The organism is Streptomyces sp. NPDC050508, assembly GCF_040655155.1.
Lineage (GTDB): Bacteria > Actinomycetota > Actinomycetes > Streptomycetales > Streptomycetaceae > Streptomyces.
Map to the genome: position 1 here is coordinate 471041 of NZ_JBFAJJ010000004.1, position 18247 is coordinate 489287.

The 18247-nt window shown below is 69.8% G+C and carries 16 protein-coding genes and 1 riboswitch; of the genes, 12 read left to right on the forward strand and 4 right to left on the reverse strand.

Annotated elements, in window-relative coordinates:
• Positions 1-4: 4 nt before the first annotated feature.
• From shc to AB0I69_RS14545, 8 genes are all read left to right on the forward strand, one after another.
• Positions 5-2011, forward strand: coding sequence for a squalene--hopene cyclase (gene shc, locus AB0I69_RS14510; RefSeq protein WP_363095952.1), 2007 nt, complete (start codon positions 5-7; stop codon positions 2009-2011).
• Positions 2011-2652, forward strand: a complete 642-nt coding sequence (locus AB0I69_RS14515; RefSeq protein ID WP_363095953.1) for a 1-hydroxy-2-methyl-2-butenyl 4-diphosphate reductase — start codon at positions 2011-2013, stop codon at positions 2650-2652. Before shc ends, AB0I69_RS14515 begins: the two co-directional genes overlap by 1 nt.
• A gap of 5 nt (positions 2653-2657) precedes the next feature.
• A complete protein-coding gene (gene hpnH / locus AB0I69_RS14520; RefSeq protein ID WP_363095954.1) occupies positions 2658-3680 on the forward strand; it encodes an adenosyl-hopene transferase HpnH in 1023 nt (340 codons plus the stop codon).
• 4 nt (positions 3681-3684) lie between these two features.
• Entirely contained in the window at positions 3685-4842 is a 1158-nt protein-coding gene (ispG, locus tag AB0I69_RS14525) for a flavodoxin-dependent (E)-4-hydroxy-3-methylbut-2-enyl-diphosphate synthase (protein WP_363095955.1), read from the forward strand.
• A 27-nt stretch (positions 4843-4869) separates the two neighbouring features.
• A complete protein-coding gene (gene dxs, locus AB0I69_RS14530; RefSeq protein ID WP_363095956.1) occupies positions 4870-6777 on the forward strand; it encodes a 1-deoxy-D-xylulose-5-phosphate synthase in 1908 nt (635 codons plus the stop codon).
• Entirely contained in the window at positions 6774-8159 is a 1386-nt protein-coding gene (locus AB0I69_RS14535; RefSeq protein ID WP_363095957.1) for an aspartate aminotransferase family protein, read from the forward strand. Before dxs ends, AB0I69_RS14535 begins: the two co-directional genes overlap by 4 nt.
• Positions 8160-8234: 75 nt before the next feature.
• Complete coding sequence (locus tag AB0I69_RS14540; protein ID WP_363095958.1) at positions 8235-8867, forward strand: XRE family transcriptional regulator; 633 nt, start codon at positions 8235-8237, stop codon at positions 8865-8867.
• Positions 8864-8989, forward strand: a complete 126-nt coding sequence (locus AB0I69_RS14545; protein ID WP_019058824.1) for a DUF6126 family protein — start codon at positions 8864-8866, stop codon at positions 8987-8989. Before AB0I69_RS14540 ends, AB0I69_RS14545 begins: the two co-directional genes overlap by 4 nt.
• A gap of 27 nt (positions 8990-9016) precedes the next feature.
• On the opposite strand, the gene AB0I69_RS14550 is transcribed toward AB0I69_RS14545, so the two are convergent.
• Positions 9017-9814 (reverse strand): tyrosine-protein phosphatase, encoded by a 798-nt coding sequence (locus AB0I69_RS14550; protein WP_363095959.1) that lies wholly within the window; start codon positions 9812-9814, stop codon positions 9017-9019.
• A gap of 170 nt (positions 9815-9984) precedes the next feature.
• Here AB0I69_RS14550 and AB0I69_RS14555 point away from each other — a divergent pair, with 170 nt between their 5' ends.
• The 3 genes from AB0I69_RS14555 (at position 9985) to AB0I69_RS14565 (ending at position 14386) form a co-directional block, all read left to right on the forward strand.
• On the forward strand, positions 9985-12057 hold the full coding sequence (locus tag AB0I69_RS14555) for an alpha-galactosidase (RefSeq protein WP_363095960.1): 2073 nt from the start codon (positions 9985-9987) through the stop codon (positions 12055-12057).
• A gap of 303 nt (positions 12058-12360) precedes the next feature.
• A riboswitch (cyclic di-AMP (ydaO/yuaA leader) is annotated at positions 12361-12523 on the forward strand.
• Between the two features lie 4 nt (positions 12524-12527).
• On the forward strand, positions 12528-13412 hold the full coding sequence (locus AB0I69_RS14560) for a peptidoglycan DD-metalloendopeptidase family protein (RefSeq protein ID WP_363095961.1): 885 nt from the start codon (positions 12528-12530) through the stop codon (positions 13410-13412).
• A 188-nt stretch (positions 13413-13600) separates the two neighbouring features.
• Positions 13601-14386, forward strand: a complete 786-nt coding sequence (locus AB0I69_RS14565; protein WP_363096147.1) for an SGNH/GDSL hydrolase family protein — start codon at positions 13601-13603, stop codon at positions 14384-14386.
• Positions 14387-14444: 58 nt separating this feature from the next.
• Here the strand turns inward: AB0I69_RS14565 and AB0I69_RS14570 are convergent, their stop codons facing one another.
• Both AB0I69_RS14570 and AB0I69_RS14575 read right to left on the reverse strand, forming a co-directional pair.
• Positions 14445-15059 carry a TetR/AcrR family transcriptional regulator gene (locus AB0I69_RS14570; RefSeq protein ID WP_363095962.1) on the reverse strand — a complete coding sequence of 205 codons (615 nt, stop codon included), beginning with the start codon at positions 15057-15059 and terminating at the stop codon, positions 14445-14447.
• A gap of 44 nt (positions 15060-15103) precedes the next feature.
• Positions 15104-16282 (reverse strand): Glu/Leu/Phe/Val dehydrogenase dimerization domain-containing protein, encoded by a 1179-nt coding sequence (locus tag AB0I69_RS14575; protein ID WP_363095963.1) that lies wholly within the window; start codon positions 16280-16282, stop codon positions 15104-15106.
• 218 nt (positions 16283-16500) lie between these two features.
• On the opposite strand from AB0I69_RS14575, the gene AB0I69_RS14580 reads away from it, so the two are divergent.
• The gene (locus AB0I69_RS14580) at positions 16501-17697 is read left to right on the forward strand and encodes an MBL fold metallo-hydrolase (RefSeq protein WP_363095964.1); all 1197 of its coding nucleotides are present in this window, start codon (positions 16501-16503) and stop codon (positions 17695-17697) included.
• 132 nt (positions 17698-17829) lie between these two features.
• Here AB0I69_RS14580 and AB0I69_RS14585 read toward each other — a convergent pair whose 3' ends face one another.
• Positions 17830-18237, reverse strand: a complete 408-nt coding sequence (locus AB0I69_RS14585; protein ID WP_363095965.1) for a RidA family protein — start codon at positions 18235-18237, stop codon at positions 17830-17832.
• Positions 18238-18247 lie beyond the last annotated feature (10 nt).

The following is an 18247-nucleotide window of genomic DNA, read 5'->3' on the forward strand; positions in this document are numbered from 1 at the left end:
AGCCATGACAGCGACGACCGACGGAAGCACCGGGGCCATGCCTCCCCGTGTTGCCGCGGCCAGCGAAACCGACATCAACACCCCCGTGGCGGCCGGGGTGCACGACGCCGCCGCACACGCGGTACAGCGCGCCACCGACTTCCTGCTCTCGCAGCAGGACGCCCAGGGCTGGTGGAAGGGCGACCTGGAGACGAACGTCACCATGGACGCCGAGGACCTGCTGCTCCGTCAGTTCCTGGGCATCCGCGAGGAGTCGACGACCCAGGCCGCCGCACTCTTCATCCGCGGCGAGCAGCGCGAGGACGGCGCCTGGGCCAGTTTCTACGGCGGCCCCGGCGAACTCTCCACCACCATCGAGGCGTACGTCGCCCTCCGCCTGGCCGGTGACACACCGGACGCCCCGCACATGGCGAAGGCGTCCGCGTGGGTCCGTGAGCGGGGCGGGATCGCCTCGGCCCGGGTCTTCACCCGGATCTGGCTCGCGCTGTTCGGCTGGTGGAAGTGGGACGACCTGCCCGAACTCCCGCCGGAACTCCTGTACTTCCCCACCTGGGCACCGCTCAACATCTACGACTTCGGATGCTGGGCCCGGCAGACCATCGTCCCGCTGACGGTCGTCTCCGCGAAGCGGCCGGTACGGCCCGCGCCCTTCCCGCTCGACGAACTCCACACCGACCCGGACAACCCGAACCCGGTCAAGCCCCTTGCCCCGGTGGTGAGTTGGGACGGCGCCTTCCAGCGGCTCGACAAGGCGCTGCACCTCTACCGCAAGGTCGCGCCGCGCAAGCTGCGCGGGGCGGCCATGAAGTCGGCCGCGCGCTGGATCATCGAGCGGCAGGAGAACGACGGCTGCTGGGGCGGCATCCAACCGCCGGCCGTGTACTCGGTGATCGCCCTGCACCTGCTCGGCTACGACCTCGAACACCCCGTGATGCGTGCGGGACTTGAGTCCCTTGACCGGTTCGCCGTCTGGCGCGAGGACGGGTCCCGGATGATCGAGGCCTGCCAGTCCCCGGTGTGGGACACCTGCCTCGCGACCATCGCGCTCGCCGACGCGGGCGTACCCGCCGACCATCCCCAACTGGTCAAGGCGGCCGACTGGATGCTCGGGGAGGAGATCGTCCGCCCTGGCGACTGGGCGGTCAAACGGCCCCAACTGCCGCCGGGCGGCTGGGCGTTCGAGTTCCACAACGACAACTACCCCGACATCGACGACACCGCCGAGGTCGTGCTCGCACTGCGCCGGGTCAGACATCACGACCCGGAGCGCCTGGACCGGGCCGCCGGACGCGCGGTCCGCTGGAACCTCGGAATGCAGTCGAAGAACGGCGGTTGGGGCGCCTTCGACGTCGACAACACCAGCCCCTTCCCCAACCGACTGCCGTTCTGCGACTTCGGCGAGGTCATCGACCCGCCGTCGGCGGACGTCACCGCGCACGTCGTCGAGATGCTCGCCGTCGAGGGCCTCGCCCACGACCCGCGCACCCGGCGCGGCATCGAGTGGCTGCTCGCCGAACAGGAGCCGGACGGCTCGTGGTTCGGCCGCTGGGGCGTCAACTACGTCTACGGCACAGGGTCCGTCGTACCGGCGCTCGCCGCGGCCGGGATCCCCGGCTCGCACCCGGCGATCCGGCGGGCGGTCACCTGGCTGGAGACCGTGCAGAACGACGACGGCGGCTGGGGCGAGGACCTGCGCTCCTACAAGTACGCCAAGGAATGGAGCGGCCGGGGCGCCTCCACCGCCTCGCAGACGGCCTGGGCACTGATGGCCCTGCTCGCGGCCGGGGAGCGGGACTCCAAGGCCGTGGAGCGTGGTGTCGAGTGGCTCGCCACGACCCAGCGGGAGGACGGGTCCTGGGACGAGCCCTACTTCACCGGCACGGGGTTCCCGTGGGACTTCTCCATCAACTACCACCTCTACCGGCAGGTCTTTCCGCTCACCGCGCTCGGGCGCTTCGTGCACGGAGAACCGTTCTCCCAGACCACGTTCTCTCCGACCAAGGGGGGCTGATGAGCACACAGCCCGCCGGGCCGCCGCTGCTGATCGCCTGCGCGCTCGGCATCGAGCACCTCGCCCTGCGCGCAGGCGACCGCTCCGGCGCCGGCGGGCCGGTCACCCTCCTCAAGACGGGGATGGGGCCCCAGGCGGCCGAGGAGGCCGTCACCCGGCGCCTCGCCGACCCGGCGCTGTCCGAGGCCGCCGTACTGGCCACGGGCTTCTGCGCCGGACTCGCCCCCGGCATGCACCCCGGCGACCTGGTGGTCGCCGAGGAGACCAGGGACCCGCGCGGAACCGTTCCGTGCGTCGGCACCGAGCTGCTCGTCAAGGAACTGGTGCGGGCCCTGCCCGGACGCACCGTCCACACCGGCCCCCTCGCCGGCTCCGATCACGTCGTCCGCGGACAGGAACGGTCGGATCTGCTCGCGACCGGCGCAATCGCGGTCGACATGGAGTCGGCGGCCACGCTGCTGAGCGCCGTGCGTACGGGCGTGCGCCCGGTTGCGGCCGTACGGGTGGTCGTGGACGCTCCTGAACATGAACTCGTCCGGATCGGCACGGTGCGCGGTGGAATATCAGCCTTCCGCGTTCTTCGATCCGTTCTTCCCGCTTTCTTCGAATGGCACCGTTCTTTGCTGCTCCCCCGGAGGTGAGCCAGATGGCCATGCCGCTGCGCCAGACCATCAAGGTCGCTACATATTTGGCCGAACAGAAGCTTCGCAAGCGGGACAAGTTCCCCCTGATCGTGGAGCTGGAACCGCTCTTCGCGTGCAACCTGAAGTGCGAGGGCTGCGGCAAGATCCAGCACCCGGCGGGCGTGCTCAAGCAGCGCATGCCGGTGGCGCAGGCCGTCGGGGCGGTGCTCGAATCCGGTGCGCCGATGGTGTCCATCGCGGGCGGCGAGCCCCTGATGCACCCTCAGATCGACGAGATCGTGCGGCAGTTGGTGGCGAAGAAGAAGTACGTCTTCCTCTGCACCAACGCCATGCTGCTGCGCAAGAAGCTCGACAAGTTCACGCCCTCGCCGTACTTCGCGTTCGCGGTGCACATCGACGGGCTGCGTGAGCGGCACGACGAGTCCGTCGCGAAGGAGGGAGTGTTCGACGAGGCGGTGGAGGCGATGAAGGAGGCCAAGAAGCGCGGCTTCCGGGTCACCACCAACTCGACCTTCTTCAACACGGACACCCCGCAGACCATCATCGAGGTGCTCAACTTCCTCAACGACGAGATCAAGGTCGACGAGATGATGATCTCGCCCGCCTACGCCTACGAGAAGGCGCCCGACCAGGAGCACTTCCTGGGTGTCACGCAGACCCACGAGCTGTTCAAGAAGGCCTTCGCGGGCGGCAACCGCAGGAAGTGGCGGCTCAACCACTCCCCGCTCTTCCTGGACTTCCTGGAGGGCAAGGTCGACTTCCCGTGCACGGCCTGGGCGATCCCGAACTACTCGCTCTTCGGCTGGCAGCGCCCCTGCTACCTGATGAGCGACGGGTACGTCCCGACGTACCGGGAGCTGATCGAGGACACCGACTGGGACAAGTACGGCCGCGGCAAGGACCCGCGCTGCGCCAACTGCATGGCGCACTGCGGCTACGAGCCCACCGCCGTCCTCGCCACCATGGGCTCCCTCAAGGAGTCCCTGCGGGCCATGCGCGAGACCGTCGCCGGAAACCGCGACTGACGTCATGACCGTCGTAGCCCTGGGCGTCCCCGAGATGCCGGTCCGGCCGATCGCCGAGCGACGTGTGTCGCGACGCATCCAGGTCGGATCGGTGGCGGTCGGGGGCGGGGCCCCCGTCTCGGTCCAGTCGATGACCACGACCCGTACGTCGGACATCGGCGCCACCCTCCAGCAGATCGCCGAACTCACCGCGTCCGGCTGCCAGATCGTCCGCGTCGCCTGCCCCACGCAGGACGACGCGGACGCGCTGGCGACCATCGCCCGCAAGTCGCAGATCCCGGTGATCGCGGACATCCACTTCCAGCCGAAGTACGTGTTCGCCGCAATCGAGGCCGGCTGCGCGGCAGTTCGCGTCAATCCGGGCAACATCAAGCAGTTCGACGACAAGGTCAAGGAGATCGCGCGGGCCGCGAAGGACCACGGCACGCCGATCCGCATCGGGGTCAACGCCGGTTCCCTGGACCGCCGTCTGCTCCAGAAGTACGGCAAGGCGACGCCCGAGGCGCTCGTCGAGTCGGCCCTCTGGGAGGCGTCCCTCTTCGAGGAGCACGGCTTCCACGACATCAAGATCTCCGTCAAGCACAACGACCCCGTGGTGATGGTCAACGCCTACCGGCAGCTCGCCGCGCAGAGCGACTATCCGCTGCACCTCGGGGTCACCGAGGCCGGGCCCGCGTTCCAGGGCACGATCAAGTCGGCGGTCGCCTTCGGGGCACTGCTCAGCGAGGGCATCGGCGACACGATCCGGGTGTCGCTGTCCGCCCCGCCGGTGGAGGAGGTCAAGGTCGGCCTCCAGATCCTGGAGTCGCTGAACCTCAAGCCCCGCCGGCTGGAGATCGTGTCGTGCCCGTCCTGCGGGCGCGCCCAGGTGGACGTCTACAAGCTCGCCGACGAGGTCACGGCGGGCCTGGAAGGCATGGAGGTCCCGCTGCGCGTCGCGGTCATGGGCTGCGTCGTCAACGGACCAGGCGAGGCGCGGGAGGCGGACCTGGGAGTCGCCTCCGGCAACGGCAAGGGCCAGATCTTCGTCAAGGGTGAGGTCATCAAGACCGTGCCCGAGTCGAAGATCGTGGAGACCCTCATCGAGGAGGCGATGAAGATCGCCGAACAGATGGAGCAGGACGGCGTCGCGGCGGGGGAGCCGGCCGTCACCGTGAGCTGAACCAGCACGGACCGAAGGGGGCCCGACGTGACGATCCTGGAGAACATCCGGCAACCACGCGACCTGAAGTCGCTGTCCGAGGCGGAACTCGGCGAACTGTCCGAAGAAATAAGGGAGTTCCTGGTCCACGCGGTGGCCAGGACCGGCGGACACCTCGGGCCCAACCTGGGCGTGGTGGAACTGACCATCGCGCTCCACCGGGTCTTCGAGTCCCCGACCGACCGCATCCTGTGGGACACCGGCCACCAGAGCTACGTCCACAAGATGTTGACGGGCCGTCAGGACTTCTCGAAGCTGCGCAGCAAGGGCGGCCTCTCCGGCTACCCCTCGCGCGAGGAGTCCGAGCACGACGTCATCGAGAACAGCCACGCCTCCACCGCGCTCGGCTGGGCCGACGGCCTCGCCAAGGCCCGCCAGGTGCAGGGCGAGAAGGGCCATGTCGTCGCGGTCATCGGCGACGGCGCGCTCACCGGCGGCATGGCCTGGGAGGCGCTGAACAACATCGCCGCCGCCAAGGACCGGCCGCTGATCATCGTCGTCAACGACAACGAGCGCTCCTACTCGCCCACCATCGGCGGGCTCGCCAACCACCTGGCCACCCTGCGCACGACCGACAGCTACGAGCAGGTCCTCGCCTGGGGCAAGAGCGTCCTGCTGCGCACCCCGGTCGTCGGCAACACCCTCTACGAGTCGCTGCACGGCGCGAAGAAGGGCTTCAAGGACGCGTTCGCGCCGCAGGGCATGTTCGAGGACCTGGGTCTCAAGTACGTAGGCCCGATCGACGGACACGACATCGGCGCCGTCGAGTCCGCACTGCGCCGCGCGAAACGCTTCCACGGCCCGGTCCTCGTCCACTGCCTCACGGAGAAGGGGCGCGGCTACGAACCCGCCCTCGCCCACGAGGAGGACCACTTCCACACCGTCGGCGTGATGGACCCGCTCACCTGCGAACCCCTCGTGCCCTCCAACGGCCCTTCCTGGACCAGTGTGTTCGGCGACGAGATCCTGCGCATCGGAGAGGAGCGGGAGGACGTCGTGGCGATCACGGCGGCCATGCTGCATCCGGTCGGCCTCGGCAAGTTCGCCGCGAAGTTCCCGGACCGGGTGTGGGACGTCGGCATCGCCGAACAGCACGCGGCCGTGTCGGCGGCGGGACTGGCGACCGGCGGACTGCATCCCGTCGTCGCCGTCTACGCCACCTTCCTCAACCGCGCCTTCGACCAACTCCTGATGGACGTGGCGTTGCACCGCTGCGGGGTGACGTTCGTCCTGGACCGCGCCGGAGTGACCGGAGTTGACGGAGCGTCACACAACGGCATGTGGGACATGTCCATCCTCCAGGTCGTGCCGGGTCTTCGCATCGCCGCGCCGCGTGACGCCGACCAACTCCGGGCCCAGCTACGGGAAGCGGTCGCCGTAGACGACGCGCCGACCCTGGTCCGCTTCCCGAAGGAGTCGGTCGGACCGGAGATCCCCGCGATCGACCGCGTGGGCGGCCTCGACGTCCTGCACCGAGGTGCTGAGACCCCCGAGGTGCTGCTCGTCGCCGTAGGAGTGATGGCGCCCGTCTGCCTCCAGGCCGCCGAACTCCTCGAAGCCCGAGGCATCAACTGCACGGTCGTGGACCCCCGTTGGGTCAAACCCGTCGACCCGGCGCTCCCCGGCCTCGCCGCCGAACACCGCCTCGTCGCCGTCGTCGAGGACAACAGCCGGGCCTCCGGCGTCGGCGCCGCGGTGGCGCTGGCGCTGGGGGACGCCGAAGTCGACGTCCCCGTACGGCGGTTCGGCATTCCGGAGCAGTTCCTCGCGCACGCCAAACGCGGCGAGGTGCTCGCCGACATCGGCCTCACACCCGTCGAGGTCGCCGGACGGATCAGCGCAAGCCTGGCGGTCAAGGACACGACCGACCACGCAGCCAAGGAGAAACCCGAATGACCAAGGAGTTCGACCTCACCGCGCTCTTGGCCGAGCGCGGAGCCGAGCGCTACGAGCTGCACGCCAAGTACCTCAACCACCAGCTCCCGCGCATGCTGCACACCATCGGCTTCGACAAGGTCTACGAGCGGGGCGAGGGCGCCTACTTCTGGGACGCGGAGGGCAACGACTACCTGGACATGCTCGCCGGGTTCGGGGTGATGGGCCTGGGCCGCCACCACCCCGTCGTCCGCAAGGCGCTGCACGACGTCCTCGACGCCCAGCTCGCCGACCTCACCCGCTTCGACTGCCAGCCGCTGCCCGGCCTCCTCGCCGAGAAGCTCCTCACCCACAGCCCGCACCTGGACCGGGTTTTCTTCGGCAACAGCGGTACGGAGGCGGTCGAGACCGCGCTCAAGTTCGCCCGCTACGCCACCGGGAAACCTCGCGTCCTGTACTGCGACCACGCCTTCCACGGCCTGACCACCGGCTCGCTCTCGGTCAACGGCGAGGACGGCTTCCGGGACGGCTTCGCCCCGCTGCTGCCCGACACGGCCGTGCCGCTCGGTGATCTCGACGCGCTGGCACGGGAGTTGAAGAAGGGTGACGTCGCCGCCCTCGTCGTCGAACCGATCCAGGGCAAGGGTGTGCATGAGGCCCCGCCCGGTTATCTGCGCGCCGCGCAGCAACTCCTGCACCAGCACAAGGCGTTGCTCATCGCCGACGAGGTACAGACCGGTCTCGGCCGGACCGGCGACTTCTACGCCTACCAGCACGAGGAGGGTGTGGAGCCGGATTTGGTGTGCGTGGCCAAGGCGTTGTCCGGCGGTTATGTGCCGGTCGGTGCGACCCTCGGCAAGGACTGGATCTTCAAGAAGGTCTACTCGTCCATGGACCGTGTCCTCGTCCACTCGGCGAGTTTCGGGTCCAACGCGCAGGCCATGGCGGCGGGCCTCGCCGTGCTGTCGGTCATGGAGAACGAGCAGATCGTCGCCAACGCCCGTGCCACCGGTGACCAGTTGAGGTCTCGGCTCACCGCGCTGGTCGACAAGTACGAGCTGCTCGCCGACGTCCGCGGCCGGGGCCTGATGATCGGCATCGAGTTCGGCAGGCCCAAGTCGCTGAAGCTGCGCAGCCGTTGGACCATGTTGCAGGCCGCGCGGAAGGGGCTCTTCGCGCAGATGGTGGTCGTACCGTTGCTCCAGCGGCACCGGATCCTCACCCAGGTCTCCGGCGACCACCTGGAGGTCATCAAGCTGATCCCGCCGCTGATCGTCGGCGAGCGTGAGGTGGACCGGTTCGTGGACTCCTTCACCGCCGTGATGGACGACGCGCACAGTGGCGGCGGTCTGATGTGGGACTTCAGCAAGACGCTGGTGAAGCAGGCGGTGGCCAACCGCTGAGCTGTCAGAGCCGAGGCTTTTGCCTCTGGGGCAAGAAATTTGCCGCAGAGGCAAAGGTCCGGCTGAATGGAGAGCATGAGCTCTCCCGAGACCGAGCCGGAACAGTCGGCCGGGCCGGTCGAAGACCTGCCGGCCACCGTCGCACCACAGCTCCGCGCCCTGCGCCGCCGCGCCTCCCTCACCCTGGAGGCCGCCGCCCGCTCGGCCGGACTCTCGCCCGCCCATCTCTCCCGGCTGGAGACCGGGCTGCGCCAGCCCTCGCTGCCGATGCTGCTCGCGCTCGCCCGCATCTACGGTACGACGGTCTCGGATCTGCTCGGTGAGACGGTCGCCGACCGGGACGCCGTCGTCCGCGCCGCCGACATGGAACCGACCCGTGCGGGCGGCTGGACGTACTGGCAGGCCGGCGCCCCCGGCCGCGGGATGCAGTCGCTGCGCGTGCGCATCCCGCACGGCTCCCAGGGCGACATCGTGCGCGTGCACCCCGGCGAGGAGTGGCTCTACGTCCTCAAGGGACGGCTGCGGCTGCGCCTCGGCGACACCGCGCACCTCCTCGCGCCGGGCGACAGCGCGCACTTCGACTCGCTCACCCCGCACCGGCTCGCCGCCGCCGACGAGACCGGCGTAGAGGTCCTGTTCGTCCACACCCTGCTGCAGAGCCCCACGGCCACCCTGTGCCTGGGCCCGATCACCGGAGAGACGCCATGAGCGGCAACAACATCGAGGACAAGTTCCCGCGCGCCCTGTGGGTACGGCTCATCATCTACATCGCCGTAGGCCACGTCTTCGCGGCTTTCATCTACCTGCTGTTCTCCGTGGGCGCCAAGTAGCCCGCCGCGGCGGCCTGTCGAGTCCGTTCAGTCGAGCAGGCGCTCGCGCAGCCGCTCCCGGATCTCCGGGGTGATCCCCAGCCCCTGTTCCAGATAGGCGTCCACGCTGCCCCAGGTCTCCTCGGCGGTCTCGAAGGCAGCCGTCAGATACTCGGCGCGGGCGTCGAAGAGAGGGCTGAGCAGTTCCATCACCTCGGGGGAGTAGCCCGCGGTGGAGGAGTTGCTGCGGCGCACCTTGTAGCGGCGGTGCTTGGCGTTCGACTCCAGGTAGTCGGCGAGGATCGCGTCGCGCTCCACCCCGAGGGCGAGGAGCGTCACGGCTATGGACAGGCCCGCGCGGTCCTTGCCCGCGGCGCAGTGCATCAGTACCGGGACACTGTCCTCCGCGAGCGAGCGCAGCACCTGGGAGTGCTCGGCGGTGCGCCGTGTGACGAGCGTGCGGTACGAGCTGATCATGCGGTCCGCGCCCTTGCCGTCCCCGAGGATCGAGCGGAGCTGGTCGATCTCGCCGTCACGAACCATCTTCCAGAACTCACCGCCGTCCGCCGGGTCGCTCAGCGGCAGATTCACATTCCGCACCCCGGGCAGCTCGACGTCCGGCCCTTCGAGCTTCTTGTCGGCCGCGTTGCGGAAGTCGAAGATCGTGTGCAGCCCGAGGGAGGCGAGGAACACCGCGTCCTCGTCGGTCGCGTGCGCCAGATGGCCGCTGCGGAACAGCACCCCGAACCGCACCCGCCGTCCGTCCACCGTCGGAAGCCCGCCCACGTCACGGAAGTTGCGCACTCCGGCCAGCTCCGGCTCGGTCGACGGCACCTGTTGCGTCACGGGGGCTCCTCCCACTCCGCCCCCCGACGCGGCTCATCAGCGGGCACGCTTCCGACGATACGACATCGGATTCCTGGGGCAATCAGTTGTCCACAGGCGTTGCCTCCGGGCCCCCGAGCCCTTGATGATGTTGGCGATTGATCGAGCCTGTTGGAATCTGTGAGGGACGTATGCCAGACATCGCCGAGAACGGCCGTACGTGGGTGCTGTCGGGCCCTACAAGCAGTTATGCCGTCCATCTCACCGAGAACGACGAGCTGCTCCATCTCCACTGGGGCCCCCGCATCGCACTCGCCGACGCCGAGGAACTCGCCGCCCGTCCGCTGCCCAGCGGCGCCTCCTTCGAGTCCCCGCTCGACGGACGCGAGGAGTACCCGGTCGAGGGCGGCCCCCGCTTCGTACGGCCCGCCCTGTCGGTGCGCACGGCCGAGCGGCGTGGCACGGAGTGGAGCTTCGACCGGTACGACACGGAGGGCGACGAGCTGCGGCTCCGCTTCCGCGACGCCGGACTGGCGATCACCCTGCACTACCGGATGCGCGGCGACGTCGTAGAGCGCTGGACGACCCTCGACAACGACGGGGCCGAGCCGCTGGAGCTGCTGCGCGCCGACTCCGCGACCTGGACGCTGCCCGACCGGGAGGACTGGCAGCTGTCGCATGTGCACGGGCGCTGGGCCGCCGAGTCGCGTCTGGTGCGCTCCTCCCTCACCTACGGTGAGAAGGTCATCGGCAGCAGGCGCGGCCACACCGGACACCAGCACCTGCCCTGGCTCGCGCTCGACACCGACGCGACCGAGGAGCGTGGCGAGGTCTACGGCTGTGCCCTCGGCTGGTCGGGGTCCTGGCGGATCGCCGTGGCCCAACTCCCGGACGCGCGCGTGCAGATCACCGGCGGCGCCGGGTACGACGACTCCGGGCTGCTGCTTCTGGAAGCGGGGGAGTCCTTCACGACGCCCGTCTTCGCGGGCCTGTGGAGCGAGAGCGGCTTCGGGGGCGCCAGCCGCACCTGGCACTCGTACCAGCGGACGTACGTCATCCCGGACGCGGACCAGGACCGTCCGGTGCTCTACAACTCCTGGGAGGCCACGCAGTTCGACATCTCCGAGGAACAGCAGGAGACCCTCGCGCAGCGTGCGGCGGCGGTCGGTGTCGAGCTGTTCGTGGTGGACGACGGCTGGTTCGGCGCCCGTACCAGCGACCGCGCCGGGCTCGGCGACTGGACCCCCAACCCGGACCGCTTCCCCGCCGGCCTCAAGCCGCTCGCCGACCGCGTGCACGCCCAGGGCATGCAGTTCGGCATCTGGGTCGAGCCCGAGATGATCAACCCGGACAGCGACCTGTACCGCGCGCACCCGGAGTGGGTGCAGTACCAGGAGGGGCGAAAGCGGACGGAGTTCCGCAATCAGCTCGTCCTCAACCTGGCCCGCGAGGACGTCCAGGAGTACCTCTGGGAGCAGCTCGACGGGCTCCTCTCCAGCGCCCCGATCGACTATGTGAAGTGGGACTTCAACCGCTGCTTCACGGACGCCGGCTGGCCCGGCGAGGCCTATCCGCAGCGCCTCTGGGTCGACCATGTGCGCGCTCTGTACGCCCTGTTGGACCGGCTGCGGGAGGCCCACCCCGGTGTGGCCTTCGAGTCCTGCTCGGGCGGCGGCGGCCGGATCGACCTCGGCATCATGAGCCGCACGGACCAGGTGTGGACCTCGGACAACACCGACCCGCTCGACCGGCTCGCCATCCAGCACGGCTTCAGCCAGATCCACCCCGCGCGCGTGATGGCCGCCTGGGTCACCGACAGCCCGAACAACCAGCTCAACGGCCGGGTCAGCAGCCTGCGCTTCCGGTTCGTGAGCGCCATGGCTGGGGTGCTCGGCGTGGGCGGCGACCTCTCGGAGTGGACCGAGGCGGAACTCGCCGAGGCCCGCGAGTGGGTCGCCCTCTACAAGGAGATCCGGCCGCTCGTGCAGCACGGCGACCTCTACCGGCTCCGCCCGCCGACGGGCGGACTGAGCGCCGTGCAGTACGTGCGCGGCGACGGGACCGTCGTCCTCGCCCTGCTCCAGGCACAGCACTACGGCGAGCCGGTACCGGCACTCCGGCTGCGCGGGCTCGACCCGACGGCGTCGTACGAATGCCTCGAAACGGGCGAAGTCCACCGGGGTGCGGTCCTGTTGCACCACGGGCTGCGTACCGGGCTGCGCGGTGACCTCGATGCGACGGTTCTCCGGCTGCGTCGCATCTGAGCCTTCTGCCCGAATTGCAGCCTTAGTTCCAACTCGCTCTGGAATAAAGGAACCTGAGGGGAACGTACGTGATCAGCGTCATATTCGTGACCGTGCGTCGTTCGTCATGTTCACGTAATTGACGTGCTTTTTCAGGGGTATTGAGGGATGGCGGCCCGGGGGAATTCACGGAGGGTGACGGTGAATTCCCGCAGGGGATCACAAGAAACACATAACCGTGGAACCTCTTGCTTGTCCCTTTGCGTCTTCCTCGCTTACGTTCGCCACCAATCCGGACGGACGCCCAATCCTGCCGCCGACCGGACTCCGCACACACCCACCCGTATGCGGCAGGAGCGGGGGACCCACAGGTAAGACGCCTGTTCCGGTCTCCGGAACGGGCTAGGGGTTAAGTCGCGACCAGCGCGCGGCCGGGCATCTCCAGCTCGCACCCGACAGCTCACCTCGCAGGCGCCGGAGAGGAATTCGTCATGCCCGCGAACGGTAAGCACCGCCGTCCGAAGTCCCAGCGCCTCAGCCGTTCGATAGCCGTAGCGGGAACTGGCGGCGCCGCGCTCGCCCTTCCGCTCATGGGGGCCGCCGGCGCCCATGCCGCACCTTCGACTTCCGCTCCGGAAAAGGCCGTTCAGTCCCTTCCGGCGACCGAGAAAACGGTCACCGCGAAGTCGACAGGGGTTACCACGTACTCGGTGAAGGCGGGCGATTATCTCGCGAAGATCGCCGAGGAGCAGGACGTCACCGGCGGCTGGAAGAAGATCTACCAGGACAACCGCGAGGCTATCGGCGGCAACCCGTCGCTGATCCACCCGGGCCTGAAGCTCGCCCTCGGCCAGAAGGCCGCGACGAGCACGACCAAGTCGTCCGGTTCCTCGTCCTCTTCGTCGTCCTCGTCCTCGTCGAAGGACACGTCGGCCGAGCAGAGCGCCGACACCACCAGCACCTCCTCCGGCTACGCCCTCCCCGTGACCGGCGCCACCATCGGAACCGGATACCGCGTCGCGGGCAGCATGTGGTCAAGCGGCTACCACACGGGCGTCGACTTCGTCGTCCCGACCGGGACCACCATCAAGGCGATAGCCGCGGGCACGGTCGTCTCGGCGGCGTACGACGGCGCCTACGGCAACGAGGTCGTGATCCGGCACGCGGACGGCGAGTACTCGCAGTACGCCCACATGTCGCAGCTGTCCGTCTCGGCCGGCCAGACCGTGACCGAGGGCCAGCAGATCGGCCTCTCCGGCGCGACCGGCAACGTCACCGGCCCGCACCTGCACTTCGAGATCCGGACCACGCCCTACTACGGCTCGGACGTGGACCCGGTCGCCTACCTCCGCTCGCACGGCGTCACCGTCGGCTGACACCGGAGCCCGGTGCGAAGCAGTTTCGCGGTCAACGCCCCTGATCAGGGGGTTATTCCGACTTTGGACAACCCTTTGCAAGTGGCTTATCTCACCGCCCGTCAACCCCTTAATACGATCGCGTAGGTCACACACCAGGGTGAATTATGGTTGCCGTGGCTAACGATTCGAAGAGTGACAACAGATCAGTGATCGGGTCGTACGTGGCGCTGGGGGACAGCTTCACCGAGGGCGTCGGCGACCCCGGGCCCGACGGGGCGATGGTCGGCTGGGCCGACCGGTTCGCGGTACTGCTCGCGGACCGGCGGCCCGAGGGCGACTTCGAGTACACCAACCTGGCCGTGCGCGGGAAACTGCTCGACCAGATCGTGGCCGACCAGCTCACCCGGGCCAAGGAGATCGGGCCCGACCTGGTCTCCCTGGCCGCGGGCGGCAACGACATCATCCGTCCGGGCACCGACCCCGACGAGGTCGCCGAGCGCTTCGAACGCGCGGTCGCCGACCTCACCGCCGCCGTCGGCACCGTCATGGTGACGACCGGCTTCGACACCCGCGGCGTGCCCGTGCTCAAGCATCTGCGCGGCAAGATCGCCACCTACAACGGACATGTGCGGGCCATCGCCGACCGATACGGCTGTCCGGTGCTCGACCTGTGGTCCCTGAAGACGGTCCAGGACCGGCGGGCCTGGGACGGCGACCGGCTCCACCTCTCTCCCGAGGGGCACACGCGCGTGGCGCTCCGCGCCGGCCAGGTCCTCGGCGTCGAGGTCCCGGCCGACCCGGACCAGCCCTGGCCCCCGCTCCCGCCGCGCGGCCCGCTCGACGTCCGGCGCGACGACGTGCACTGGGCGCGCGAGTACCTGGTGCCGTGGATCGGGCGCCGGTTGCGCGGCGAGTCCTCGGGCGACCACGTGGAGGCCAAGGGCGCGCTGTCGCCGGACGACATCAAGATGCGGATCGAGTCGGTGGCCTGACGGAGCGACGGGCGCGTCGCGCGAAAGGGTACGGACCCGGAGTTTGAGGTCGCCCGTGTCAGGCAGCGGTCAACGCCGCCCGCTCCAGACCGAGTTCGCGGGCGAGTGCCTCGTCGACCCACTCCAGCGCCCGCGCGCGCGACACCGCGCCCGCGTACGCCGTCATCTGTACGGCGAGGCCGTCGAGGAGGGCCGTGAGGCGCAGGGCCGCGGCGGCCGGGTCCGGGCAGTGGAACTCGCCCGCGCTCACTCCCTCGGCGACGACCTCGGCGATTGCCTGTTTCCACTGCCGGTCGAGATCGCGCGTGACGTCCAGGAGGGCGGGTTCGCGCAGTGCTGCCGCCCAGCCCTCGATCCACAGCCGCCAGCCCTTGGCCTGTCCGGTCGGCGCGTACCAGCGCACCGCGGCCCGCAGCCGGCGCAGCGCGGTCGTACGGCGTCCCAGCAGTCTGCGCAGATGCGCGAGGTCGTCCTCGGCGGCGAAGGTGAAGGCGGCGGCGACCAGTTTCTCCTTGGTGGAGAAGTGATAGAGCACCAGCGCGTTGCTCACCCCGAGCGCCGAGGCCACGTCGGCGATCCTGACCGCCGCGACACCTCGCGCCTCGATCTGCTCGACGGCGGCCCGCAGCAACTCCGCACGCCGCTCCGCCACGCTCAACCGCACTCTCGCCACGCGGTCACCCTAATCCGTCGCCGACAGGGGTGTTGTCCCGTACGTCACCGGTACCAGCCGAACCGTTCCGCGATGACCGGCAGCCGGTCCGCGACGATGGCGTGCGCAGCGGCGCGCGGTGTCGTGCCGTCGGCCTCCGCGCGGGCCAGCATCCGGTCGATCAGGGCGCGCATCGAACGCCGGGTGTGGGCGAACGCCTCGTCCGCGTCGGCGCCGATGTCGCCGAACAGGGTCCACCACCACCAGGCGTTCGTCCCGGAGTTCACGACCACGTCCGGCAGCACGACGACCCCGCGCGCGGAGAGCAGTTCCTCCGCCTCCGGCAGTACGGGCATGTTGGCCGCCTCCACGATCCAGCGGGCGGTGATCCCTTGCTGGTTCGTGGTGTCGATCGCGTACGACACCGCCGCCGGAACCAGTACCTCCGCCTCGGTGGACAGCCAGTCCTCGCCCGGGAGTTCGCGGTCGCCGGGGCGCAGCACGGCGCGGTCCACGGTGCCGTACGCGTCCCGCGCCGCGAGCAGTGCGTCCACGTCGAGCCCGGCCGGGTTCGCGATCGTGCCCTTGATGTCGGCGACGGCCACGACCGCAAGCCCCGCGCGCGTGAGGAACCGTGCCGTGGCCCCGCCCATGGTGCCCAGGCCCTGCACGGCGACCCGCGTCCCCGCGTACGGCACGTCCGCCCGGTCCAGCGCCGCGAGCACCGACTCGGCGACCCCGCAGCCGCCGACCAGCTCGTCGAGCCCGATGCCGTCCACCTCCACCGCGAAGGCGTCCGCGAGCCGCCGTCGCGCCGTCGCCTCGTCGTCGAGGAGCGGATACACGGCCTGGATCGACGACACGAGCCCCGCCTCCGCGGCGGCCCGGTCGACCAGGTCCTGGGTGAGCCCCAGATCCTCGCCCGTCGTCCAGAAGCTCTCGATGTACGGCCGCATGGCACGCAGGTAGCGCACGAGGAGGCCGTACGACACCGGGTCCTGGGGATCGCAGTCGATGCCGCCCTTGGCGCCGCCCAGAGGGATGTAACGGCCCTCGGGGTCGTAGTGCAGCGCCTCTTTCATGGTCATGCCGCGGGCGAGCCCCGCCACCTCGTCGAGGGTGCAGCCCGGGCGCATCCGCAGCCCGCCGCTGGACACACCGCGCACCAGCCGGTCGACGACCAGGAAGCCCTGGCGGCCGGTGACGTGGTCGGTCCAGGTGAGCGACATCAAGGGGGCGGTCATGGGGGCTCCTGGGGACGCCGGCCGTCAGGACAGGTACTGAACGGTGAGTCAGTATCGGAAGCGGTGTCGTGTCCTGTCAACGGAAGATCGAATCAGGCCCGCGGAGACGTGGAACTTTGGTCTTTCCTTGGAAAGCGGCCCTCGGGACGCCGATGCACCGGCGTTGTCACAGGCGTCGACCATAATGGAAAGCCTGACCGACTCCACCTGGAGGCATCGTGACCGGAATCCGTACCCTGAGCTCCGGGCTCCGCGCGCTGCAGCCCGCGGCCTTCGGCGCGGACCCGAGCGGCGAGCGCCTGGCGCGCATCCGCAGATCCCCCCACTTCAAGGACGGGGTCTTCCAGAACCCCGGGGGCAACACGAACGTCCGCCCGTCCGGCGGCACGATGCGCGAGATGGGCAAGTCCTACCTCGACAAGGAGCAGCGCGCCCGCCGCGCCCCCGACGGCACGCTGCCCGTCCACGCCACCACCCTCGCCGACCTGGCCAGGCCCGCCGCCACCGGGCTGCGGCTGACCTGGATGGGGCACTCCAGCGTGCTCGCGGAGATCGACGGCCACCGGGTGCTCTTCGACCCGGTCTGGGGCGAGCGCTGCTCCCCGTTCCCGTTCGCCGGACCCAAGCGGCTGCACCCGGTGCCCCTGCCGCTGGCCGCGCTCGGCCCGGTCGACGTCGTCGTCATCTCGCACGACCACTACGACCACCTGGACATGCCCACGATCAAGGCGCTGGTCGACACGGACACCCTGTTCGCCGTGCCGCTCGGCGTCGGCGCCCACCTGGAGCACTGGGGCGTCTCCGCCGACCGGCTGCGCGAGCTGGACTGGCACGAGGAGACCAAGGTCGGCGGCCTCACCCTGACCGCGACCCCGGCCCGCCACTTCTGCGGCCGGGGCCTGCGCAACACCCAGCACACGCTCTGGGCCTCCTGGGTCGTCGCCGGTGACGAGCACCGCATCTACCACAGCGGTGACACCGGCTACTTCGAGGGCTTCAAGGACATCGGTGCGGCGCACGGCCCGTTCGACGCCACGATGATCCAGATCGGCGCGTACAGCGAGTTCTGGCCCGACATCCACATGACGCCCGAGGAGGGCATGCGCGCCCACCTCGACCTCCAGGGCGGGCAGCCGCACGGGGTGCTGCTGCCGATCCACTGGGGCACGTTCAATCTGGCGCTGCACCCGTGGGCCGAGCCCGGAGAGTGGACCGCGGACGAGGCGGCAGCCGTGGGCCAGGCCGTCGCCACCCCCAGGCCGGGCGAGCCGTTCGAGCCGGGCGGCGACCTGACGACGGACCGTTGGTGGCAGCCCTTCGGGGGAACACTCACGCATCCCTGGCGGAGCCCCGAGCCGGTGGAGCCGAAGCCGACGGCGACTCCGGCGGAACTCGACCTGGCGAGCGAGCGCTGACAGGGCGACTTCCCTGAGCGGTACTGACGCGCGTTGACGGGGGCGACCGCCCCCTGATCGGTACCGCCTGGCGCTGACGGGGTCGCGGTTCGGCGTGGCCGCGCCCCCGCGGCAAGGGCCGGTCCGCGACGCTCAGTCGATGATCGCGGTGGCTTCGACCTCGACCAGATGATCGGGTACGTCCAGGGCCGCCACCCCGATCAGTGTGCCCGGCGCCATCGGCGTGATGCCCAGTTTCGCGGAGGCCCGGGCGACCCCCTCCAGGAACAGCGGCATCTTGTCGGGGGTCCAGTCGACGACGTAGACGGTCAGCTTCGCCACGTCGTCGAAGGACGCGCCGACCGCGGCCAGCGCGGTGCCGACGTTGAGGTAGCCGCGCTCGACCTGCGCGGCGAGATCGCCCTCGCCGACCGTGTTCCCCTCGGCGTCCCAGGCGACCTGCCCGGCGACGAAGACCAGCTTCGACCCCGTCGCGATCGACACCTGCCGGTACACCGGGATCTCCGGCAGTCCGCTGGGGTTCATCAGAGTGATGGCCATGTCGCGCACC

Excerpts from the sequence above, each read along its gene's own strand:
- AB0I69_RS14545 (WP_019058824.1), top strand. The coding sequence starts at position 8,864 with ATGAGCGGCAACAACATCGAGGACAAGTTCCCGCGCGCCCTGTGGGTA.
- ispG (WP_363095955.1), top strand. The coding sequence starts at position 3,685 with ATGACCGTCGTAGCCCTGGGCGTCCCCGAGATGCCGGTCCGGCCGATC.
- hpnH (WP_363095954.1), top strand. The coding sequence starts at position 2,658 with ATGGCCATGCCGCTGCGCCAGACCATCAAGGTCGCTACATATTTGGCC.
- AB0I69_RS14555 (WP_363095960.1), top strand. The coding sequence starts at position 9,985 with ATGCCAGACATCGCCGAGAACGGCCGTACGTGGGTGCTGTCGGGCCCT.
- AB0I69_RS14575 (WP_363095963.1), bottom strand. The coding sequence starts at position 16,282 with ATGACCGCCCCCTTGATGTCGCTCACCTGGACCGACCACGTCACCGGC.
- AB0I69_RS14535 (WP_363095957.1), top strand. The coding sequence starts at position 6,774 with ATGACCAAGGAGTTCGACCTCACCGCGCTCTTGGCCGAGCGCGGAGCC.
- shc (WP_363095952.1), top strand. The coding sequence starts at position 5 with ATGACAGCGACGACCGACGGAAGCACCGGGGCCATGCCTCCCCGTGTT.
- AB0I69_RS14585 (WP_363095965.1), bottom strand. The coding sequence starts at position 18,237 with ATGGCCATCACTCTGATGAACCCCAGCGGACTGCCGGAGATCCCGGTG.
- AB0I69_RS14560 (WP_363095961.1), top strand. The coding sequence starts at position 12,528 with ATGCCCGCGAACGGTAAGCACCGCCGTCCGAAGTCCCAGCGCCTCAGC.
- AB0I69_RS14540 (WP_363095958.1), top strand. The coding sequence starts at position 8,235 with ATGAGCTCTCCCGAGACCGAGCCGGAACAGTCGGCCGGGCCGGTCGAA.
- AB0I69_RS14515 (WP_363095953.1), top strand. The coding sequence starts at position 2,011 with ATGAGCACACAGCCCGCCGGGCCGCCGCTGCTGATCGCCTGCGCGCTC.